The sequence below is a fragment of the Pseudomonas sp. B10(2017) genome, assembly GCF_002113295.1.
GTDB lineage: Bacteria > Pseudomonadota > Gammaproteobacteria > Pseudomonadales > Pseudomonadaceae > Aquipseudomonas > Aquipseudomonas pudica.
Window position 1 is genome coordinate 78,993 of the sequence record NZ_NEJU01000008.1, and the last position, 18,966, is coordinate 97,958.

Here is an 18,966-nt window from a genome sequence, read left to right on the forward strand (position 1 = left end):
CCTGGTAACCAATGCCGCTGTTGTTATTTGTCGCGTACACCTGCCGATGCAGATGTCGTGCCGACTTGGCGTGAAAGGAATGCAACAAGCGTGCTCAAAATTCGCAACGCTTCATGAAATTTTCACAAAACCTGCTACCGGGGGTCGGAAAGTGCCGTAAACACGGGGCGAGAGCCGCCTGGCAGGGTATTACAGTCAAGAATCATTAAAATTTGAAAAGCTGTCATGAAAGTCAATGTGTTACCGCAACTTGTTCATGCAGCGTCACCTGTGGGGTGGCAAGTGTGGTGCGAGGTGTGCCGGCAGCCTCATTTTGGTGCGAAAAGTAGCGCTGTGTTACCGGGAGCGTGCACGGTATCCTTGCAGGTCTGTTTTCCGCGTGACGCGGGTTGGTTCTGCCTGAAGGAGATTTGCCGTGTTCGTCCTCGATTCGCGTTTGCAGCAGGATTCGCTGGTGCTGGGGGAATTTGCGTTGTGCCAGTTGCTACTGAGCAAGGATGCCAACTACCCATGGTTCATCCTGGTGCCCAAGCGCGCCGGCATCAGCGAACTGTTCGAGCTCGATGCTGCGGAGCAGCAGCAGTTGTGGCAGGAAGCCACCAACCTGGCCGAAGCGCTGAAAGCCAGCTACAGCGCCGACAAGATGAACGTGGCCACCTTGGGCAATGTGGTCAGCCAGTTGCACATGCACGTGATCGTGCGCCAGCGCGACGACGCGGCCTGGCCGGCACCGGTGTGGGGCAAGTGCCCGGCAGTGGCCTACACCGACGATCAGGTGCAAGCCATTCGCCAGCGCTTGCGCGGGCTGCAGCTCGCCGGCTATCAGGAGGCCTGACATGTCGCTTGAATCGCGAGTGGTCGAACTGGAAACCCGCCAGGCGTTCCAGGATGACACCATCCAGGCGCTGAATGACGTGGTGGTCGAGCAAGGGCGGGTGATCGAGCGGCTGCAGTTGCAGATGGCCGAGCTGATCAAGCGTTACGAAGAGATGGTTGGCCAGTACGGCAGCGAAGGGGACGAGGCGCCACCGCCTCATTATTGATACCTGAAACCCTGCAGGAGCGGGAATGCCCGCTCCTGCAGGGGATGGCTTCTGCAGTCAGATCAGCGGCGGGTTACCGCAACCACATCCTCGGCCTGCAGGCCTTTGTCGCGGTGCATAACGGAAAACTCCACGCGCTGGCCTTCCACCAGGATGCGGTGGCCTTCGCCGCGAATGGCGCGAAAGTGCACGAAGATATCATCGCCCGAGTCGCGGGAGATGAAGCCGAAGCCCTTGGATGTGTTGAACCACTTCACGGTACCGGTATCACGATTGCCGGTATCCTGCGCAGCATGTTGGCTGGCGCGGGCCTTGCGCGGGCTGCGGGCGAAGCCCACGGCCAGGTGCACGGCCACGGCCAGCGCCGCGCAGACCAGTGCGGCCAGGTTGCCCATTTCCGGGCGGGCCAGCAATGTCAGGGTCTGCAGCACCACCGCCACTACCAGCAGGGCGCAGGCCAAATGCTGCAACTGCTGCCGCGCGCCGCGGTAGTACAGTGGCACGACCGGGGCCAGCACCAGGTTGAGCAGGCCGAGCAGGCTCAGGTACACCGCGTCGGGTTGTTGCAGGAAGGGTGAAGCATCGGTTTTCAGGCTGGGTATGAGCGATAGCAGCAAGGCTGCCACGCCCGTCACCAGATGGACGATCTTGAACATGGGGTTGGCTCACAGTTGATAAGGCCGATCACAGGAAGAGCTGGCAGCACGGTGCGCATGAGGTGTAGAGCGCGAACACGCGGTAGCCAGCCTATGCACCCGGCAATGACAAGCCGCACGGGTGGCACCCTGCCTATTTAACAGTAAAGCCGCAGGCTACTCAAACCGCAGGCCGCGACGGGCGATGTGTTGCGCCATGTCACATGCGGCGTGTGCCAAGTGTTGCTAAAGTGGTCGGCACCCGCTTGGGTCTCAAGCCTTATGGAAAGGGGAACTTCATGGCAATCGATATCGGTATCAGTGAAGAAGATCGCAAGTCCATCGTCGATGGGCTGTCCCGCCTGTTGTCGGATACCTACGTGCTGTATCTGAAAACCCATAACTTCCACTGGAACGTCACCGGTCCGTCGTTCCGCACCCTGCACCTGATGTTCGAAGAGCAGTACAACGAACTGGCACTGGCGGTCGACTCGATCGCCGAGCGCATCCGCGCCCTGGGCTTCCCGGCACCGGGGGCCTACGCATTCTATGCGCGGCACTCCTCGATCAAGGAGGAAGAAGGGGTGCCGCCTGCCGACGAGATGATCTGCCAGCTGGTCCAGGGCCAGGAAGCCGTGGTGCGTACCGCGCGCAGCATCTTCCCTGTGGTGGACAAGGTCAGTGACGAGCCGACCGCCGACCTGCTCACGCAGCGCATGCAAGTGCACGAAAAAACCGCCTGGATGCTGCGGGTGCTGCTCGACGGCAAGTAGATACCCTGCGCTGTACCGGCCCGTAGGAGCGGCCTTGTGTCGCGATGGGCTGCTCCTACAGGTCCTGCGCAATTTTGTGCAGGAAGATTTTGCCACTGCTTTAAGCTCGCCCATCAGCGCTTCATAGGCCACCTGGTACCTGTGACGAGGAAGTGTGGCGCATGATGCAAGCAAGCAAACGTGTGGCTGGCCAGGGGCGTTGGCCAGGTAAACAGTGCATCGACCCGTTCAAGGCGGATTTCGACATGTTGCAGACCCAGCCGGTGTCACGCTCGGTGCGGCTCAACGGTTTTTCCACCTGCCTGCGGCTGGAGGCCGTCTACTGGGGTATCCTGGAGCGCATCGCCGCGGCCAACCGCTGCTCGGTCAGCGCGGTGCTGTCCTACGTCGACCGCGAGGTACACCTGCGCCAGGGTGGGGTGCGCAACTTCAGCGGGCTGATCAGGGTGATCTGCGTCGCGTGGCTGCTGGACCCGCCAAGTGTGCGCTGATCGCCTGGCGGGCTGCGCAGTGCTTGCTAACCATATATAATCCCGCTTTTTGCTGCCCCGGCAGCCAGCGTTGTGGTTGACGAGAGACACCCATGCCCCTTTATGACTATCAATGTGCATCCTGCGAGCACCGCATGGAAGTGCTGCAGAAGATCAGCGCCGCGCCGCTGACCGATTGCCCGGCCTGCCAGGCGCCGGCGCTGAAGAAGCTGTTGTCGGTGCCCGGCTTCCGCCTGAGCGGTAACGGTTGGTACGAAACCGACTTCAAGACCGGGGCGAAAAAGAATCTGGCAGGCGGCGACAAGGCCGACTGAGTTGAATGCTGTGACCGGGTCTTGCAGTATTAGCCCTCTCCGGGCGGCCAAGGCCTCCACCGAATACACGAATCACGAGAAGCGAAACCACCATCATGATGCGCAGCCATTATTGCGGCCAACTGAACGAGAGCCTGGACGGCCAGGAAGTCACCCTTTGCGGCTGGGTCCATCGTCGCCGCGACCACGGCGGGGTGATCTTCCTCGACATCCGTGACCGCGAAGGCATGGCCCAGGTCGTGTTCGACCCGGATCGCGCCGAAACCTTCGCCGCTGCCGACCGCGTGCGCAGCGAATACGTCGTGCAGATCACCGGCAAGGTCCGCAAGCGCCCTGAAGGTGCGGTGAATGCCAACATGGCTTCCGGCGCCATCGAGATCCTCGGCTACCAGCTGAACGTGCTCAACGAAGCGGAAACCCCGCCGTTCCCGCTGAACGAATACTCCGACGTCGGCGAGGAAACCCGCCTGCGTTACCGTTTCATCGACCTGCGTCGCCCGGAAATGGCCGACAAGCTGCGCCTGCGTTCGCGCATCACCAGCAGTATCCGTCGCTTCCTCGACGAGAACGGCTTCCTCGACGTCGAGACGCCGATCCTGACTCGTGCCACCCCGGAAGGCGCGCGTGACTACCTGGTGCCTAGCCGTACCCACGCCGGCAGCTTCTTCGCCCTGCCGCAGTCGCCGCAGCTGTTCAAGCAGTTGCTGATGGTCGCCGGCTTCGACCGCTACTACCAGATCGCCAAGTGCTTCCGTGACGAAGACCTGCGTGCCGACCGCCAGCCGGAATTCACCCAGATCGACATCGAGACCAGCTTCCTCGATGAAAGCGAGATCATGGGCCTGACCGAAAGCATGATCCGCAAGCTGTTCAAGGAAGTGCTGGACCTGGAATTCGGCGAATTCCCGCACATGACCTTCGAAGAGGCCATGCGCCGCTACGGCTCCGACAAGCCGGACCTGCGTATTCCGCTGGAACTGGTCGACGTCGCCGACCAGCTCAAGGATGTCGACTTCAAGGTGTTCGCCGGCCCGGCCAACGATCCCAAGTGCCGCGTCACCGCCCTGCGCCTGCCAGGCGGCGCCAGCATGCCGCGCAGCAAGATTGACGAGTACACCAAGTTCGTCGGCATCTACGGTGCCAAGGGCCTGGCCTACATCAAGGTCAACGAGCGCGCCAAGGGCGTCGAAGGCCTGCAGTCGCCGATCGTCAAGAACATCCCCGAGGCCAACCTCAACACCATCCTCGACCGCGTTGGCGCCGTTGACGGCGACATCGTGTTCTTCGGTGCCGACAAGTTCAAGGTGGTCAGCGAAGCCCTGGGCGCGCTGCGTATCCGCCTGGGTCACGACTTCGAGCTGCTGACCTGCGAATGGGCACCGATGTGGGTGGTCGACTTCCCGATGTTCGAAGAGAACGAGGATGGCAGCTTCACCGCGCTGCACCATCCGTTCACCGCCCCGAAGTGCACCCCGGAAGAGCTCGAGGCCAACCCGGCCGTGGCTCTGTCCCGTGCCTACGACATGGTCCTGAACGGTACCGAACTGGGTGGCGGTTCGATCCGTATCCACCGTAAAGAGATGCAGCAGGCCGTGTTCCGCCTGCTGGGCATCGAGGCGGCAGAACAAGAAGAGAAGTTCGGCTTCCTGCTCGACGCCCTTAAGTTCGGTGCGCCACCTCACGGTGGCCTGGCCTTCGGCCTGGACCGCCTGGTCATGCTGATGACTGGCGCCCAGTCGATCCGTGAAGTGATCGCCTTCCCGAAAACCCAGAGCGCTGCTTGCGTCATGACCCAGGCCCCTGGCATGGTCGACGCCAAGGCCCTGCGCGAGCTGCACATCCGACTGCGCGAACAGACCAAGGTCGAGTAAGCAGTCCCCGGGCGCATCCACATGGATGCGCCTTTGCGTTTCGGCGCAGGCAATTTCCCGCCCCGCCCCTTACTGGGGCGGGGCTGTTTGTGATTCAAAGGATTCGGAGTCGTTATGGCTGGTCATTCCAAGTGGGCGAACATCAAGCACCGCAAAGAGCGCCAGGATGCCAAGAGAGGCAAGATCTTCACCAAGTGGATCCGCGAACTGACGGTCGCTGCCAAGCAGGGTGGTGCTGACCCGGCATCCAACCCGCGCCTGCGCCTGGCGCTGGACAAGGCACTGGGCGCCAACATGAGCCGCGACATCATCGATCGTGCCGTGGCCCGTGGTGCCGGCACCAACGAAAGCGACAACGTCGAAGAGCTCAGCTACGAAGGTTACGGCCCGGGTGGCGTGGCGATCATGGTCGAGGCCATGACCGACAACCGCAACCGTACCGCCGCTGCCGTGCGTCATGCCTTCACCAAGTGTGGTGGCAACCTGGGTACCGACGGTTCGGTGGCCTACCTGTTCGAGCGCAAGGGGCAGATCAGCTTTGCCCCGGGCGTTGAAGAAGATGCGCTGATGGAAGCGGCGATGGAAGCCGATGCCGATGACGTGGTGGCCAACGACGACGGCTCGTTCGACGTGTTCACCTCGTTCAACAGCTTCTATGCCGTGCGCAATGCGCTGGAAGAGGCGGGCTTCAAGGCCGCTGACGCGGAAATCGTCATGCAGCCGACCACCAGCGCCGAACTCGACCAGGAGGGTGCCGAAAAGGTGCTCAAGCTGATCGACATGCTCGAAGACCTCGATGACGTGCAGAACGTCTACTCCAATGCCCAGATTTCCGACGAGATCATGGAAAACCTCGGCTAAGGTATCCTGGCGATCCAGGCCAGTTCTTCAAGTTTGTCAGCGCCTGTACCGGCCCTTTCGCGGGTAAACCCGCTCCCACAGGTACTGCACCACATTCAGAGTCGGTGCAGTACCTGTGGGAGCGGGTTTACCCGCGAAAGGGCCGGTACAGTTTGCAGAGATGCATCAACTTTTCGACAGGCACTATGACTCTGATTCTTGGTATCGACCCCGGCTCGCGCATCACCGGCTATGGCGTGGTACGCCAGACCGCCCGTGGTTGCGAGTACGTGGCGTCGGGCTGCATTCGCACCGGCAGCGGCGAGCTGCACGAACGTTTGCAGATCGTTTTTCGTGGCGTGGGTGAAATCATCGCCCAGCACGGCCCGGTCACCATGGGCATCGAGCGGGTATTCATGGCCCGTAACGCCGATTCGGCGCTCAAGCTCGGCCAGGCCCGTGGTGCGGCCATCGTCGCCGCCGCCGAAGCCGGCCTGGAAATCGCCGAATACAGCGCCACCCAGGTCAAGCAGGCGGTAGCCGGTACTGGTGGGGCCAACAAGGAGCAGGTGATGATGATGGTCATGCACCTGCTGAAACTGACGCAGAAACCGCAGATCGACGCCTCCGACGCCCTGGCCATCGCCCTGTGCCACGCGCATACCCGCTCCAGCCTGGTGCCGCATGGCCTGGCCACGGCACGGCGACGCGGCGGGCGCTTGCGTCTGTAGGCGCTTCATGCGCTGATACACATTTTGTTCGGGTGATGCGTTCACCCGCTGCATTTGCTGATAGGGTTGAGCGGTCTTTGACCGGCTCCCCGAGAGGAAGGATCGGAACGTGATTGGACGTTTGCGCGGCACCCTGGCGGAAAAACAGCCGCCGCACCTGATTATCGACGTCAACGGCGTGGGTTATGAACTGGAAGTTCCCATGACCACGCTGTACCGTCTGCCCAAGGTGGGCGAACCCGTCACCGTGCACACCCACCTGGTGGTGCGCGAGGATGCTCACCTGCTCTACGGTTTTGCCGAAAAGCGCGAGCGCGAGCTGTTCCGCGAGCTCATCCGCCTGAATGGCGTAGGGCCGAAGCTGGCCCTGGCGTTGATGTCCGGGCTGGAAGTGGACGAACTGGTGCGCTGCGTGCAGGCCCAGGACACCTCGGCCCTGGTGCGCGTGCCTGGTGTCGGCAAAAAAACCGCCGAACGCCTGCTGGTCGAGCTCAAGGATCGCTTCAAGGCTTGGGAAACTTCCCCGGCCATGTTCACCCTGGTCTCTGATGGGCCGCTGCCGGTCGCCAGTGCATCCACAGCCGAAGCCGATGCCGTCAGCGCCCTGGTTTCGCTGGGCTACAAGCCGCAGGAAGCCAGCAAGGCGATCGCCGCGATCAAGGACAAGGCCGGCCTGAGCAGTGAGGAACTGATCCGCCGCAGCCTGAAAGGGATGATTACCAAGTGATCGAAGCCGACCGTTTGATCGCCGCCAGTGGCCGCGACCGTGAAGAAGTCCAGGACCGTGCGATCCGCCCGCTGCGGCTGGACGAGTACATCGGCCAGCCGGTGGTGCGCGAGCAGATGGCGCTGTTCATCCAGGCCGCCCGTGGCCGCAGCGAGTCGCTCGACCACACGTTGATCTTCGGCCCACCCGGCCTGGGCAAGACTACCCTGGCCAACATCATCGCCCAGGAAATGGGCGTGTCGGTCAAGAGTACTTCGGGGCCGATTCTCGAGCGCCCGGGTGACCTCGCTGCCATGCTGACCAACCTCGAACCGCACGATGTGCTGTTCATCGACGAGATCCACCGGTTGTCACCGGTCGTCGAGGAGGTGCTGTACCCGGCGATGGAGGACTTCCAGCTCGACATCATGATCGGCGAGGGGCCAGCGGCCCGTTCGATCAAGCTCGACCTGCCGCCGTTCACCCTGGTTGGAGCCACCACCCGTGCCGGCATGCTCACCAACCCGCTGCGGGACCGTTTCGGTATCGTCCAGCGCCTGGAGTTCTACAGCGACAAGGACCTGGCCACCATCGTCAGCCGTTCGGCCGGCATCCTCGGCCTGGCCATCGAAGACCAGGGGGCCTACGAGATCGCCCGCCGGGCTCGTGGCACGCCACGTATCGCCAACCGCCTGCTGCGCCGCGTGCGCGACTACGCCGAAGTGCGCGGCAAGGGGCAGATCACCAAGGCCGTGGCCGACATGGCGCTCAACCTGCTGGACGTCGACGAGCGCGGTTTCGACCACTCCGACCGCCGCCTGCTGCTGACCATGATCGAGAAGTTCGACGGTGGCCCGGTCGGCGTCGACAACCTGGCCGCGGCCATCAGTGAAGAGCGCCACACCATCGAGGACGTGCTCGAACCGTACCTGATCCAGCAAGGCTACATCATGCGCACGCCGCGCGGCCGCGTGGTTACCCGGCATGCCTACCTGCACTTTGGCCTGAACGTACCCGGGCGCCTGGGGGAGGGTGGGGATTTTTCCGAAACGGGCGATGAGTGACAGATCGAAAACGGCTTTTCGTGGTCCTACCGCTGGCATGCCGAGGGTGCGCTGGCAATAAGACATTAATGAAGAAAAAACAGTTGCCACAGCGGATTGGCAAGCTGAGGAGTAAGCACTAGAGTATGCGCGCGCAAAATGGCCTGGAACCTTTCGCACACCGTTGTCGCGTCTATTACGAAGATACCGATGCCGGTGGCGTGGTGTATTACGTCAATTACCTGAAATTCATGGAGCGCGCGCGTACCGAGCGGCTGCGGCACCTGGGTTTTTCACAGGCGCAGCTGGCTGAAGACAACCTGCTGTTCGTGGTCCACTCCAGCGAAGCGCGTTATCACGCGCCGGCGCGGCTGGACGACGAGCTGCGGGTCACCGCGCAAGTACTTGAACTCAATCGCGCCAGCCTGCGCTTCGTGCAGCAGGTCTGGCGGGAAAAAGATGAAACGCTGCTCTGCGAAGGGCAGTTCCTGGTGGCCGCCGTGCGCGCCGACACTTTCAAACCCCGAGCCATACCCCCGGAGCTGCGTGACGCCTTTGCGGCGGACGGCTCGGGTACTCAATCGAATGCAGGAGAATAAGCGTGGAAGCTAACGTCGTCGACCATACCTCCATGTGGAGTCTGGTCAGCAATGCCAGCGTGTTGGTACAGCTGGTAATGCTGACCCTGGTGGCCGCCTCGGTCACCTCATGGGTCATGATCTTCCAGCGCAGCACCATGCTGCGCGCCGGTCGTCGTGCGCTGGATGCCTTCGAGGAGCGCTTCTGGTCGGGCATCGACCTGTCCAAGCTGTACCGCCAGGCAGGCAGCAACCCAGACCCGGATTCCGGTGTCGAGCAGGTCTTCCGTGCCGGCTTCAAGGAATTCTCGCGCCTGCGCCAGCAGCCGGGCGTCGACCCGGACGCGGTCATGGAGGGTGTTGCCCGTGCCATGCGCGTAGCCATCTCGCGCGAGGAAGAAAAGCTCGAGCAGAGCCTGCCATTCCTGGCCACCGTCGGTTCGACCAGCCCGTACATCGGCCTGTTCGGTACCGTATGGGGCATCATGAACTCCTTCCGCGGCCTGGCCAGCGCCCAGCAGGCCACCCTGGCCACGGTTGCCCCGGGTATCGCCGAAGCGCTGATCGCCACCGCCATCGGCCTGTTCGCGGCAATCCCGGCGGTTATCGCCTACAACCGCTTCTCTGCCCGCAGCGAAGTGCTGATCGGCCGTTACTACACCTTCGCCGACGAGTTCCAGGCGATCCTGCACCGCAAAGTGCACACCAGCGAAGAGTAATCAGGTAGAAGCCCATGGCCCGAGTTCGCCACAAACGCAAGCCCGTCGCCGAGATGAACGTGGTGCCCTACATCGACGTGATGCTGGTACTGCTGGTCATCTTCATGGTGACGGCGCCCATGCTCAACCAGGGCGTGAAGGTAGACCTGCCCAAGGTATCCAGTGAAGCCTTGCCGCAGGACAACAACGTCCAGATCCTCACCATCTCCATCAAGGCCGACAAGACCTACTACTGGAACCTTGGCAGCGAAGTCGATACCGACAAGCAGATGGACAAGGCCATGACCTTGCCTGCCATGACCGACGCGGTGACCAAGATCATTGCCGCCGGCCGTGACCAGGGCAAGCAGACCCAGGTGTTCATTCGTGGCGACAAGGCTGTCGACTATGGCGCGGTCATGGGTGCCATGGGCGGGTTGCAGAAGGCCGGTGTCGGTAACGTTGGCCTGATTACCGAGGCGCCCTGATGCAACAGCGAGAGCCATCCGCCTCGGAAAGCTACTTCTGGCCCAGTATCTGGGCCATCGGCCTGCATGTGCTGGTGTTCGCCCTGCTGTTCGTCAGTTTTGCCATGACGCCTGAGCTGCCGCCATCCAAGCCGATCGTCCAGGCTACCCTGTACCAGCTCAAGTCCAAGAGCCAGGCGACCACCCAGACCAATCAGAAGATTGCCGGGGAAGCGAAGAAAACCGCTTCGCGCCAGACCGAGGTCGAGCAGCTGGAACAGAAGAAGGTCGAGCAGGAGGCCGTGAAGGCCGCGGAACAAAAGAAAGCCGACGCCGCTCAAAAGGCCGAAGAGGCTCGCGAGGCCGCCGAAGCCAAGAAAGCCGAGGCAGCTGCCGAAGCCGCAGAGGCCAAGAAAGCAGCAGAAGCCAAGAAGGCCGAAGAGGCGAAGAAGGCTGCCGAGAAGCAGCAGGCCGACATCGCCAAGAAGAAGGCCGAGGAAGAAAAGAAAAAAGCCGAGGAAGAGGCCAAGAAAGAGGCCGCTGAAGAGGCGAAGAAAAAAGCCGCCGAGGACGCCAAGAAAAAGGCGGCCGAAGAGGCCAAGAAGAAAGCAGCCGAGGACGCCAAGAAGAAAGCGGCGGCCGAGGAAGCGAAGAAGAAGGCAGCTGAAGAGGCCAAGAAAAAGGCCGCTGCAGATGCCCAGAAGAAAAAGGCACAGGAAGCGGCCCGCAAGGCGGCGGAAGACAAGAAAGCCCAGGCCCTGGCCGAGCTGTTGTCCGATACCACCGAACGGCAGCAGGCGCTGGCCGACGAGCAGGGCGACCAGGTGGCCGGCGACTTCGACGACCTGATCCGCATGCGCGCGGCCGAGGGCTGGGCACGTCCGCCTTCCGCGCGCAAGGGCATGACGGTGGTCCTGCAGATCAACATGTTGCCGGACGGTACCATCACCAGCGTCAGCGTGGCCCGGTCCAGTGGTGACGGCCCGTACGACAGCTCGGCGGTGGCAGCAGTGAAGAACATCGGTCGACTGACCGAGATGCAGGGTATGAAGCCGAGCGATTTCAACCAATATCGTTCGTTCAAGATGACATTTACACCTGAGGATCTAGCGTTGTGATTAAACGTCTGAGAGGACTGCTGGTCATGCTGTGCTGCGTGGCAGGCATGGCCGTGGCAGAGGAAAAGAACATCCTGGTCACCAGCGGCAGCGACCGGGCCACGCCCATCGCGGTAGTGCCGTTCGGTCTGCAGGGCGGCAGCGTGCTGCCGGAAGACATGGCCGACATCATCGGCAACGACCTGCGCAACTCCGGCTACTACTCGCCGATTCCGCGGCAGAACATGATCAGCCAGCCGTCGCAGGCCAGCGAAGTGATCTTCCGTGACTGGAAAGCGCTGGGCGCACAGTACGTGATGGTCGGCAGCATCGTGCCGTCCGGCGGTCGCCTGCAGGTGCAGTACGCACTGTTCAACGTCGCCACCGAGCAGCAAGTGCTGACCGGTAGCGTCGCGGGCAGCGTCGACCAGCTGCGCGACATGGCGCACTACATCGCCGACCAGTCGTTCGAGAAGCTCACCGGCATCAAGGGGGCGTTCTCCACCCGCATGCTGTACGTGACGGCCGAGCGCTTCTCCACCAACAACACCCGCTATACCCTGCAGCGTTCGGACTACGACGGTGCACGTGCGGTTACCCTGCTGCAATCGCGCGAGCCCATCCTGTCGCCGCGCTTTGCTCCGGATGGCAAGCGCATCGCCTATGTTTCGTTCGAGCAGAAGCGCCCGCGCATCTTCGTCCAGCATATCGATACCGGTCGCCGCGAGCAGGTCACCAACTTCGAAGGCCTGAACGGTGCGCCAGCCTGGTCGCCGGACGGCACGCGCCTGGCGTTCGTGCTGTCGAAGGACGGCAACCCGGACATCTACGTTATGAACGTGGCTTCGCGCCAGATCAGCCGTGTCACTGCCGGCCCGGGCATCAACACCGAGCCGTTCTGGGGCAAGGATGGCAACACCCTGTACTTCACCTCCGACCGCGGCGGCAAGCCACAGATCTACAAGCAGTCGGTCAGTGGCGGTGGTGCCGAGCGTGTAACTTTCGTGGGTAACTACAACGCCAACCCGAAACTGTCGGCGGACGAAAAGACCCTGGTGATGATCCATCGCCAGCAGGGCTTCACCAACTTCAAAGTTGCAGCCCAGGATTTGCAGCGTGGAAGTGTAAAGATTCTCTCGGAAACGAGTCTTGATGAGTCACCCACTGTTGCGCCAAACGGCACCATGCTAATCTACGCCACCCGCCAGCAGGGCCGGGGAGTCTTGATGCTCGTGTCGCTTAATGGCCGCGTGAGGCTCCCACTTCCTACCGCTCAAGGCGAAGTCAGAGAACCGTCCTGGTCCCCTTACCTGAACTGATTGCGGCGTAATACTTTTGCTTAACACACTGGGGTTTCATTAGGAGTTTCACGATGGAAATGCTGAAGTTTGGTAAATTTGCTGCGCTGGCTCTGGCCATGGCCGTAGCTGTAGGTTGCTCCTCGAAGGGCGGTGACAACGCAGGCGAAGGCGCTGCTGTAGATCCGAACGCTGGCTACGGTGCCAACACTGGCGCTGTTGACGGCTCCCTGAGCGAAGAAGCTGCCCTGCGCGCAATCACCACCTTCTACTTCGAATACGACAGCTCGGACCTGAAGCCAGAAGCCATGCGCGCTCTGGACGTTCACGCCAAGGACCTGAAAGCCAACGGCAACCGCGTTGTTCTGGAAGGCAACACCGACGAGCGCGGCACCCGCGAGTACAACATGGCTCTGGGTGAGCGTCGTGCCAAGGCCGTTCAGCGCTACCTGGTTCTGCAGGGCGTTTCCCCTGCTCAGCTGGAACTGGTCTCCTACGGTGAAGAGCGTCCGGTTGCCACTGGCAACGACGAGCAGTCCTGGGCTCAGAACCGTCGCGTAGAACTGCGTAAGTAAGTTCTCATGCGTATGTGCCGCCGTGTAGTAACCGTCCTCGCACTCAGCCTGCCGCTCGCGGCCTGGGCTGAGGTCCCTGTAGTTGATGACAACGCAGGCAGTTATCCGCCTGCGGGTTATGGCACGAGCGGCGCCTATGCCGGGTCAGGGGCTTCGGCCCCTGCCTCTGCACAGGGCCAGCTGTTCATGCAGCTGCAACAGATGCAGGATCAGCTTTCCCGCCAGCAAGGCATCATCGAAGAGCTGCAGAACGATGTGTCGCGCATGAAGCAGGAAAACCTGGAGCGTTACCAGGACCTGGACCGTCGCATCAACAGTGGCGCCGCGCCTGCCGCGACCCCTGACAATTCCTCCGGTGGTGGTGCCTCCAGTGCCGCCCCCGATGCAGCAGCAGGTGCTGCTGCGCAACAACCGGCCGCCAGTAGCGAGCCCGGTGATCCGGCGAAAGAAAAGCTCTACTACGATGCCGCTTTCGACCTGATCAAGCAGAAAGACTTCGACAAGGCCAGCCAGGCGTTCAGCGCCTTCCTGCGCAAGTACCCCAACAGCCAGTACGCCGGCAATGCCCAGTACTGGTTGGGTGAAGTTAACCTGGCCAAGGGCGACCTGCCTGCTGCCAGCCAGGCGTTCGCCCAGGTCAGTCAGAAGTATCCGAAGCACAGCAAGGTGCCGGACTCGCTGTACAAGCTGGCCGACGTCGAGCGCCGCATGGGCCACACCGACAAGGTCAAGGGTATCCTGCAGCAGGTCATTACCCAGTACCCTGGCACCTCGGCCGCGCAACTGGCCCAGCGAGACCTGCAGAAGCTCTAAGCCGTACCGTTTGAAAGAAACCCGCGCCTGTCGCGGGTTTTTTCGTTAGAATCACTGCCCTTTTTTCGTAAACACGCTGCTGCGGATAACGCTATGTCGAGTCCGCGACAGTGCCTGACGGAGGCGGACAGCCTGTTTAGCTGTCACGCCCGTGGCGAGCATGCAAGACACATTACGCATCACCGAAGTCTTTTACTCCTTGCAGGGTGAAACGCGAACGGCTGGGTTGCCCACGGTTTTCGTGCGCCTCACCGGTTGCCCCCTGCGCTGCCAGTACTGTGACAGTGCCTATGCCTTCAGTGGCGGTACCGTTCGCACCCTCGATTCGATCCTTGAGCAGGTCGCCGGCTTCAAGCCGCGCTACGTCTGTGTCACCGGTGGCGAGCCACTGGCCCAGCCCAACGCCTTGCCGCTGTTGCAGCGCCTGTGTGACGCCGGTTACGAGGTGTCGCTGGAAACCAGCGGTGCGCTGGATATTGCCGGCACCGACACCCGCGTCAGCCGCGTGGTCGACTTGAAGACCCCTGGCTCCGAAGAGTCGCACCGTAACCGCTACGAGAACATCGAACAGCTGACCCGCAACGACCAGGTCAAGTTCGTTATCTGTTCCCGCGAGGACTACGACTGGGCGGTCTCCAAGCTGATCCAGTACAACCTGGCAGAGCGTGCCGGCGAGGTGTTGTTCTCGCCCAGCCACCACCAGGTGAACGCCAGCGAGCTGGCGGACTGGATCGTCGCCGACAACCTGCCCGTACGCTTCCAGCTGCAGCTGCACAAGCTGCTGTGGAACGACGAACCCGGACGTTGATTGAGGAGCAAGCACAGATGACCGAAAAACGCGCAGTAATCCTGTTGTCCGGCGGCCTGGACTCGGCCACCGTGGTCGCCATGGCCAAGGCCGAAGGCTACAGCTGCTACACCATGAGTTTCGACTACGGCCAGCGCCACCGCGCGGAACTGAACGCCGCAGCCCGCGTAGCCCGCAACCTGGGTGTGGTCGAACACAAGGTGATTGGCCTGAACCTGGATGGCATCGGCGGCTCGGCATTGACCGACAGCAGCATCGACGTGCCGGAAACCCCGGGTGAAGGCATCCCGGTCACCTACGTACCGGCGCGCAACACCGTATTCCTGTCCCTGGCCCTGGGCTGGGCAGAGGTGCTTGAAGCCCGTGACATCTTCATTGGTGTGAATGCCGTGGATTACTCCGGCTACCCCGATTGCCGCCCCGAGTTCGTCGAAGCCTTCGAGCGCATGGCCAATCTTGCGACCAAGGCCGGTGTCGAAGGGCAGGGCTTCCGTATACAGGCACCGCTGCAGAACATGAGCAAGGCGCAGATCGTGCAGGCCGGTATGGCTCGCGGCGTGGATTACAGCCTGACCGTTTCCTGCTACCAGGCCGATGATGACGGCCGTGCCTGCGGCAAATGTGACAGCTGCCGCCTGCGTGCCGACGGCTTCAAGGCCGCCGGAGTCGAAGACCCGACGCGATACTTTTGAAAAAAGTTTGATGGGGTGTTGATTTCCCGTTAGAAATCAGTATTATACGCGCCATCCAACGGGTCGTTAGCTCAGTTGGTAGAGCAGTTGGCTTTTAACCAATTGGTCGTAGGTTCGAATCCTACACGACCCACCATATGCAGTACGTCAAAGTCCGCTACCGGCAACGGTGGCGGGCTTTTTCGTTTTCCGTTGGCCGAGTTTTATTGCTCGGTTTGCTCGATCGCCTGTAGGAGCGGCCTTGCGTCGCGATGGGGCTGCGCAAGGCCGCTCCTACAGGGGCTGTGCAGACTCCAGTTGCCTTATTCAGCCCACTCCGGATCCCCTGTAAACACCACCGTCAGCCAACGGTCCGGCCCTTCACCGCCCACGGCATCACCGATCTCGTTGCGCCACGCATCCCATTCATCGATGGTTTTCGCGGCCATGGCCTTCGGCACGATGAAATACAGTTCGATCTCCCGCGAGCGCCCGACCTTGGCCACATAGGCGCGGTATGACTGCAGCCCGTGGCGGGCAACGAAGGCCTTGGCGACTTCATCCACGTGCAGCTTGAGGTCGCCAGGGGTCACCAGGAAAATTTCCGAAAGGGCCTGGCGCACCACCGACATCGGCAATGGCACGATCACCAGGCAGACCAGCGCCAGCACCGCCGGGTCGATATACGGCGACACCCACTCCAGCGATGTACCCTGCACTGCATAGCCAAAGCAGAAAGCGATCAGCAGCGCGGCGGTGATGCTGGCCGACATCACCCAGCCCTTGACGTCCATGCGCACGAAATCCGAGCCCAGCTTGCGGTTGGCGCGGGCCTCGACAATCGCGATGGTCACGCAGGCGATCACGGTCAGCACCGCGTAGACCATTGCGATGCCGAACTCAAGGTGACGCCCGCCTTGCAGCAGGCTGCTGACGGCGTTGATCAGCGCATAGATGGCCACGCCGCTGAGGAGGATGCCGTTGAGCGCCAGCACCATCGGCTCCAGGTGCCAGAAGCCCATGGTGAAGCGCTCTCGCAACTTGCGTGACATCTGCACGCTGGTGGTGTGCGCGGTAATCAGCCTGACCACTACCAGCGACAGCCCGCTCATGCTGGCATCGACCAGCGAATAGACGCCGTCGAACACGATGGAGAACGAGCCGGAGGCCAGGCCGAAGGCGATGCCGATGATGGCAATGAACAGGGTGACGGCGATCGAGGTGCGTAACAGGCCCTGTTCGCTGGTGATGTCGAAGAAGGTGGATCTGGTTGGGTTTTGCATAAATTGTGCTCTAGAAGAAACGGTGATGCTGAATTGCCTGTCAGGGCCTCTTCGCGGGTGAACGCGCTCCCACAGGCTGGCGTCGCCTTCGAGATCGGCGCAAAACCCTGTGGGGCCGGGTTCACCCGCGAAGAAGGCGCAACGGCCCTGACAGGTTAGACGCGGAACTGCTCCATCAGCGCCTGCTGCTGGTTGGCCAGCCGGTTCAGGGCCTGGCTGATCCGCGCTGATTCATCGGCCTGGCCTGCCAGCGATTCGGTCACATCGCGAATGCCGGCAACATTGCGGTTTACTTCCTCGGCCACCGCGCTCTGCTCTTCAGCCGCCGAGGCAATCTGCAGGTTCATGTCGCTGATCACCGCCACTGCCTCGCCAATACGTTGTAGCGCCGGCAGCGCCTGTTCCATCCGCGCAGCGCTGTCCTGGGCCTGGCGCTGGCCTTCGTGCATGGCGCCCACCACATCCTGGGTGCCTTGCTGCAAGCCTTCGATGACCTGGCGAATTTCCTCCACCGACACCTGGGTACGCTGGGCCAGACCGCGCACTTCATCGGCCACCACGGCAAAACCACGCCCGGCTTCGCCTGCACGGGCGGCTTCGATGGCCGCGTTGAGCGCCAGCAGGTTGGTTTGCTCGGCAATGGTGCGGATCACTTCCAGCACCGAACCGATCTGCCCACTGCGGCCTTCCAGTGCGCGTGCTTCGTCCATGGCGCTGTTCATGCCGGCGGCCAGGCGGTCGATGCCCTGGCGGGTGCTGTCGATCAGTTGCAGGCCCTCGCGGCTGGCCTGGTCGGCAGCGCGTGCGGCCTGGGCCGCCTGCGAAGCGTTATGGGCGACATCAAGAGCGGTGGCGCTCATTTCATTGGCGGCTGTGGCCACCTGTTCGATTTCGCGGTGCTGTTGCTGCATGCCGCTGCTGGTCTGGCTGGCGATGGCTGCCGACTGGTCGGCGGTGCCTCGGGCTTCCTGCAGCGAGCCTTTGACCTGGGCTATGACCGGCTGCAGCTTGTCGAGAAAGCGGTTGAACCAACCGGTAAGCTGGCCCAGTTCGTCCTGGCGGGCGTAGTCCAGGCGGCGGGTCAGGTCGCCTTCGCCGCTGGCGATGTCTTCCAGGCGCGCGGCCACGGCCAGGATTGGCCGGGTCACGCCGCGCGCGGTCAGCCATACAAGCAGCAAACCGACTACCGCCGCGCCCAGGCCAACCAGCAGGCTGGTGAGGTTGGCGCTGTGGTTGTGCGCATCCAGGCGCTGGTTGAGGGCGACCGCAGGCGCCTGCAGCACGCTTTCCGGCAGTTCCAGCAATACCTGCCAAGGTGCGGCATCAGGGATTGGCGTGAACGGGTGGGCAACACGCAGCAGGCCGTCGGCTACCGCCTTGTCCATGGGCTCGCCGAGTTTGCTGTCGTCGCGGCTGTTGCCGGCCAGCAGGCCAGCCGCGCTGGCGATACTGACCTGGCCCTGGCCGTCGAACAGTTCCCGGCGGCCGTCCAGGCTGAGCTGCTGCAGGTTGGCCAGGCCGATGTCCAGGCCGACCACGCCGACCACCTTGCCGTGCTCCAGCAGCGGCAGGGCGATGCTGGTCATCAGCACCTCGCGGCCATTCACTTCGTCGAGGTATGGCTCGAGCATGCAGGTTCTGGCGGTGTCCTGCGGACAGGTCAGCCAGCGGTTCTTCGCCACACCGTTGCTGCCGATGCTGGCGTCACCGAGCATCGATTCCGGCATGGCTTCAAGCTCCAGGGTGCCGGGGCGGGGTTGTGACCAGTACAGCGAGAAGCGCCCGCGCTCATTGCTGCCCATGGCATCCTGGCCGAGGTACTGGCTGTCCGGGTCCAGGGCGTTGGGCTGGAACACCAGGTAAAGGCCGATCACATCCGGGTTGCCGGCCAGGCTGGCGCGGGCCTGGCGCGTCAGTTCGGCGCGCAGGTCGTTGCCGCCACGGGCCTTGAGCACCTGCACCAGGCGGGCAAAGCCATTGCCGTACTGGTAGGCGTCCATGAAATAGCGCTGGATGCGCAGGGCCTGGGTTTCGGCATGGGCCTGCAGGCGCAGGCGTGCGCTGCTGTCGAGCATTTCGGTGTTGGCCTGGTTGACCAATGCTGCGCTGCGCCGCGCCTGGGCCAGCGACGTGGTTACCAGCAGGGCGACGATGGCCAGCAGGCACAGGCCGGCGAGCAGGGTGATCTTCCACTGGATGGAGAGGCGACGCAGCGGCATGAGGGCTTTCCT

Annotated in this window: 22 protein-coding genes, 1 tRNA gene and 1 pseudogene; 20 read left to right on the top strand and 4 right to left on the bottom strand. The window is 62.4% G+C overall.

The features are described from left to right. Nucleotides 1-415 precede the first annotated feature (415 nt). Together CAF92_RS12240 and CAF92_RS12245 are read left to right on the top strand one after the other, a co-directional pair. Nucleotides 416-835, top strand: coding sequence for an HIT domain-containing protein (locus CAF92_RS12240; RefSeq protein WP_085600990.1), 420 nt, complete (start codon nt 416-418; stop codon nt 833-835). A 1-nt stretch (nt 836) separates the two neighbouring features. After that, the gene (locus CAF92_RS12245; protein WP_025340266.1) at nt 837-1,043 is read left to right on the top strand and encodes a SlyX family protein; all 207 of its coding nucleotides are present in this window, start codon (nt 837-839) and stop codon (nt 1,041-1,043) included. Between the two features lie 62 nt (nt 1,044-1,105). Here the strand turns inward: CAF92_RS12245 and CAF92_RS27745 are convergent, their stop codons facing one another. After that, on the bottom strand, nt 1,106-1,699 hold the full coding sequence (locus tag CAF92_RS27745) for a cold-shock protein (RefSeq protein ID WP_085600991.1): 594 nt from the start codon (nt 1,697-1,699) through the stop codon (nt 1,106-1,108). Nucleotides 1,700-1,977: 278 nt separating this feature from the next. Here CAF92_RS27745 and CAF92_RS12255 point away from each other — a divergent pair, with 278 nt between their 5' ends. The 18 genes from CAF92_RS12255 to CAF92_RS12340 all read left to right on the top strand — a co-directional run bounded on the left by CAF92_RS12255 (nt 1,978) and on the right by CAF92_RS12340 (nt 15,609). Further along, a complete protein-coding gene (locus CAF92_RS12255; protein WP_085600992.1) occupies nt 1,978-2,451 on the top strand; it encodes a Dps family protein in 474 nt (157 codons plus the stop codon). 161 nt (nt 2,452-2,612) lie between these two features. Next, nucleotides 2,613-2,942, top strand: coding sequence for a ribbon-helix-helix domain-containing protein (locus tag CAF92_RS12260; protein WP_024087590.1), 330 nt, complete (start codon nt 2,613-2,615; stop codon nt 2,940-2,942). A gap of 92 nt (nt 2,943-3,034) precedes the next feature. Continuing rightward, a complete protein-coding gene (locus CAF92_RS12265; protein WP_003254776.1) occupies nt 3,035-3,256 on the top strand; it encodes an FmdB family zinc ribbon protein in 222 nt (73 codons plus the stop codon). A gap of 95 nt (nt 3,257-3,351) precedes the next feature. Beyond that, on the top strand, nt 3,352-5,127 hold the full coding sequence (aspS, locus tag CAF92_RS12270; RefSeq protein ID WP_025340263.1) for an aspartate--tRNA ligase: 1,776 nt from the start codon (nt 3,352-3,354) through the stop codon (nt 5,125-5,127). A 114-nt stretch (nt 5,128-5,241) separates the two neighbouring features. Then, nucleotides 5,242-5,988, top strand: coding sequence for a YebC/PmpR family DNA-binding transcriptional regulator (locus CAF92_RS12275; RefSeq protein ID WP_046616204.1), 747 nt, complete (start codon nt 5,242-5,244; stop codon nt 5,986-5,988). 185 nt (nt 5,989-6,173) lie between these two features. After that, nucleotides 6,174-6,698 carry a crossover junction endodeoxyribonuclease RuvC gene (ruvC, locus tag CAF92_RS12280; protein WP_004375291.1) on the top strand — a complete coding sequence of 175 codons (525 nt, stop codon included), beginning with the start codon at nt 6,174-6,176 and terminating at the stop codon, nt 6,696-6,698. A gap of 109 nt (nt 6,699-6,807) precedes the next feature. Next, on the top strand, nt 6,808-7,425 hold the full coding sequence (ruvA, locus tag CAF92_RS12285) for a Holliday junction branch migration protein RuvA (protein ID WP_015271473.1): 618 nt from the start codon (nt 6,808-6,810) through the stop codon (nt 7,423-7,425). Next, complete coding sequence (gene ruvB / locus CAF92_RS12290) at nt 7,422-8,468, top strand: Holliday junction branch migration DNA helicase RuvB (protein ID WP_004375289.1); 1,047 nt, start codon at nt 7,422-7,424, stop codon at nt 8,466-8,468. The genes ruvA and ruvB overlap by 4 nt, the downstream gene beginning before the upstream one ends. A gap of 125 nt (nt 8,469-8,593) precedes the next feature. Continuing rightward, on the top strand, nt 8,594-9,046 hold the full coding sequence (gene ybgC / locus CAF92_RS12295) for a tol-pal system-associated acyl-CoA thioesterase (protein ID WP_015271472.1): 453 nt from the start codon (nt 8,594-8,596) through the stop codon (nt 9,044-9,046). Between the two features lie 2 nt (nt 9,047-9,048). Next, on the top strand, nt 9,049-9,744 hold the full coding sequence (gene tolQ, locus CAF92_RS12300; RefSeq protein WP_015271471.1) for a protein TolQ: 696 nt from the start codon (nt 9,049-9,051) through the stop codon (nt 9,742-9,744). Between the two features lie 14 nt (nt 9,745-9,758). Further along, nucleotides 9,759-10,211, top strand: coding sequence for a protein TolR (gene tolR / locus CAF92_RS12305; protein ID WP_003254760.1), 453 nt, complete (start codon nt 9,759-9,761; stop codon nt 10,209-10,211). After that, nucleotides 10,211-11,308, top strand: a complete 1,098-nt coding sequence (gene tolA / locus CAF92_RS12310) for a cell envelope integrity protein TolA (protein ID WP_046617158.1) — start codon at nt 10,211-10,213, stop codon at nt 11,306-11,308. Before tolR ends, tolA begins: the two co-directional genes overlap by 1 nt. Nucleotides 11,309-11,334: 26 nt before the next feature. Continuing rightward, a complete protein-coding gene (tolB, locus tag CAF92_RS12315) occupies nt 11,335-12,606 on the top strand; it encodes a Tol-Pal system beta propeller repeat protein TolB (protein WP_046617157.1) in 1,272 nt (423 codons plus the stop codon). A gap of 53 nt (nt 12,607-12,659) precedes the next feature. Next, a complete protein-coding gene (gene pal / locus CAF92_RS12320; protein ID WP_003254755.1) occupies nt 12,660-13,160 on the top strand; it encodes a peptidoglycan-associated lipoprotein Pal in 501 nt (166 codons plus the stop codon). 6 nt (nt 13,161-13,166) lie between these two features. Continuing rightward, nucleotides 13,167-13,973: a tol-pal system protein YbgF gene (gene ybgF / locus CAF92_RS12325; RefSeq protein WP_085600993.1), complete on the top strand. Its 807-nt coding sequence runs from the start codon at nt 13,167-13,169 to the stop codon at nt 13,971-13,973. A 160-nt stretch (nt 13,974-14,133) separates the two neighbouring features. After that, nucleotides 14,134-14,781, top strand: coding sequence for a 7-carboxy-7-deazaguanine synthase QueE (gene queE, locus CAF92_RS12330; protein WP_015271468.1), 648 nt, complete (start codon nt 14,134-14,136; stop codon nt 14,779-14,781). A 17-nt stretch (nt 14,782-14,798) separates the two neighbouring features. After that, nucleotides 14,799-15,473: a 7-cyano-7-deazaguanine synthase QueC gene (gene queC / locus CAF92_RS12335; protein ID WP_046617155.1), complete on the top strand. Its 675-nt coding sequence runs from the start codon at nt 14,799-14,801 to the stop codon at nt 15,471-15,473. Between the two features lie 60 nt (nt 15,474-15,533). Beyond that, nucleotides 15,534-15,609, top strand: a tRNA-Lys gene (locus CAF92_RS12340). 166 nt (nt 15,610-15,775) lie between these two features. Here CAF92_RS12340 and CAF92_RS12345 read toward each other — a convergent pair. The 3 genes and pseudogenes from CAF92_RS12345 to CAF92_RS27865 all read right to left on the bottom strand — a co-directional run. Continuing rightward, nucleotides 15,776-16,735, bottom strand: a complete 960-nt coding sequence (locus CAF92_RS12345; RefSeq protein WP_085600994.1) for a cation diffusion facilitator family transporter — start codon at nt 16,733-16,735, stop codon at nt 15,776-15,778. Nucleotides 16,736-16,890: 155 nt separating this feature from the next. Then, nucleotides 16,891-17,646, bottom strand: a complete 756-nt coding sequence (locus tag CAF92_RS27860; RefSeq protein ID WP_371916241.1) for a methyl-accepting chemotaxis protein — start codon at nt 17,644-17,646, stop codon at nt 16,891-16,893. 102 nt (nt 17,647-17,748) lie between these two features. Next, a pseudogene (locus tag CAF92_RS27865) lies at nt 17,749-18,954 on the bottom strand (HAMP domain-containing protein); the annotation flags it as partial. Between the last annotated feature and the right edge of the window lie 12 nt (nt 18,955-18,966).

Coding starts and splice junctions, on each gene's coding strand:
- CAF92_RS12245 (WP_025340266.1), top strand. CDS start 837: ATGTCGCTTGAATCGCGAGTGGTCGAACTGGAAACCCGCCAGGCGTTC.
- CAF92_RS27745 (WP_085600991.1), bottom strand. CDS start 1,699: ATGTTCAAGATCGTCCATCTGGTGACGGGCGTGGCAGCCTTGCTGCTA.
- CAF92_RS12255 (WP_085600992.1), top strand. CDS start 1,978: ATGGCAATCGATATCGGTATCAGTGAAGAAGATCGCAAGTCCATCGTC.
- CAF92_RS12260 (WP_024087590.1), top strand. CDS start 2,613: ATGATGCAAGCAAGCAAACGTGTGGCTGGCCAGGGGCGTTGGCCAGGT.
- CAF92_RS12265 (WP_003254776.1), top strand. CDS start 3,035: ATGCCCCTTTATGACTATCAATGTGCATCCTGCGAGCACCGCATGGAA.
- aspS (WP_025340263.1), top strand. CDS start 3,352: ATGATGCGCAGCCATTATTGCGGCCAACTGAACGAGAGCCTGGACGGC.
- CAF92_RS12275 (WP_046616204.1), top strand. CDS start 5,242: ATGGCTGGTCATTCCAAGTGGGCGAACATCAAGCACCGCAAAGAGCGC.
- ruvC (WP_004375291.1), top strand. CDS start 6,174: ATGACTCTGATTCTTGGTATCGACCCCGGCTCGCGCATCACCGGCTAT.
- ybgC (WP_015271472.1), top strand. CDS start 8,594: ATGCGCGCGCAAAATGGCCTGGAACCTTTCGCACACCGTTGTCGCGTC.
- tolR (WP_003254760.1), top strand. CDS start 9,759: ATGGCCCGAGTTCGCCACAAACGCAAGCCCGTCGCCGAGATGAACGTG.
- tolA (WP_046617158.1), top strand. CDS start 10,211: ATGCAACAGCGAGAGCCATCCGCCTCGGAAAGCTACTTCTGGCCCAGT.
- tolB (WP_046617157.1), top strand. CDS start 11,335: ATGCTGTGCTGCGTGGCAGGCATGGCCGTGGCAGAGGAAAAGAACATC.
- pal (WP_003254755.1), top strand. CDS start 12,660: ATGGAAATGCTGAAGTTTGGTAAATTTGCTGCGCTGGCTCTGGCCATG.
- ybgF (WP_085600993.1), top strand. CDS start 13,167: ATGCGTATGTGCCGCCGTGTAGTAACCGTCCTCGCACTCAGCCTGCCG.
- queE (WP_015271468.1), top strand. CDS start 14,134: ATGCAAGACACATTACGCATCACCGAAGTCTTTTACTCCTTGCAGGGT.
- queC (WP_046617155.1), top strand. CDS start 14,799: ATGACCGAAAAACGCGCAGTAATCCTGTTGTCCGGCGGCCTGGACTCG.
- CAF92_RS12345 (WP_085600994.1), bottom strand. CDS start 16,735: ATGCAAAACCCAACCAGATCCACCTTCTTCGACATCACCAGCGAACAG.
- CAF92_RS27860 (WP_371916241.1), bottom strand. CDS start 17,646: ATGCAGCAACAGCACCGCGAAATCGAACAGGTGGCCACAGCCGCCAAT.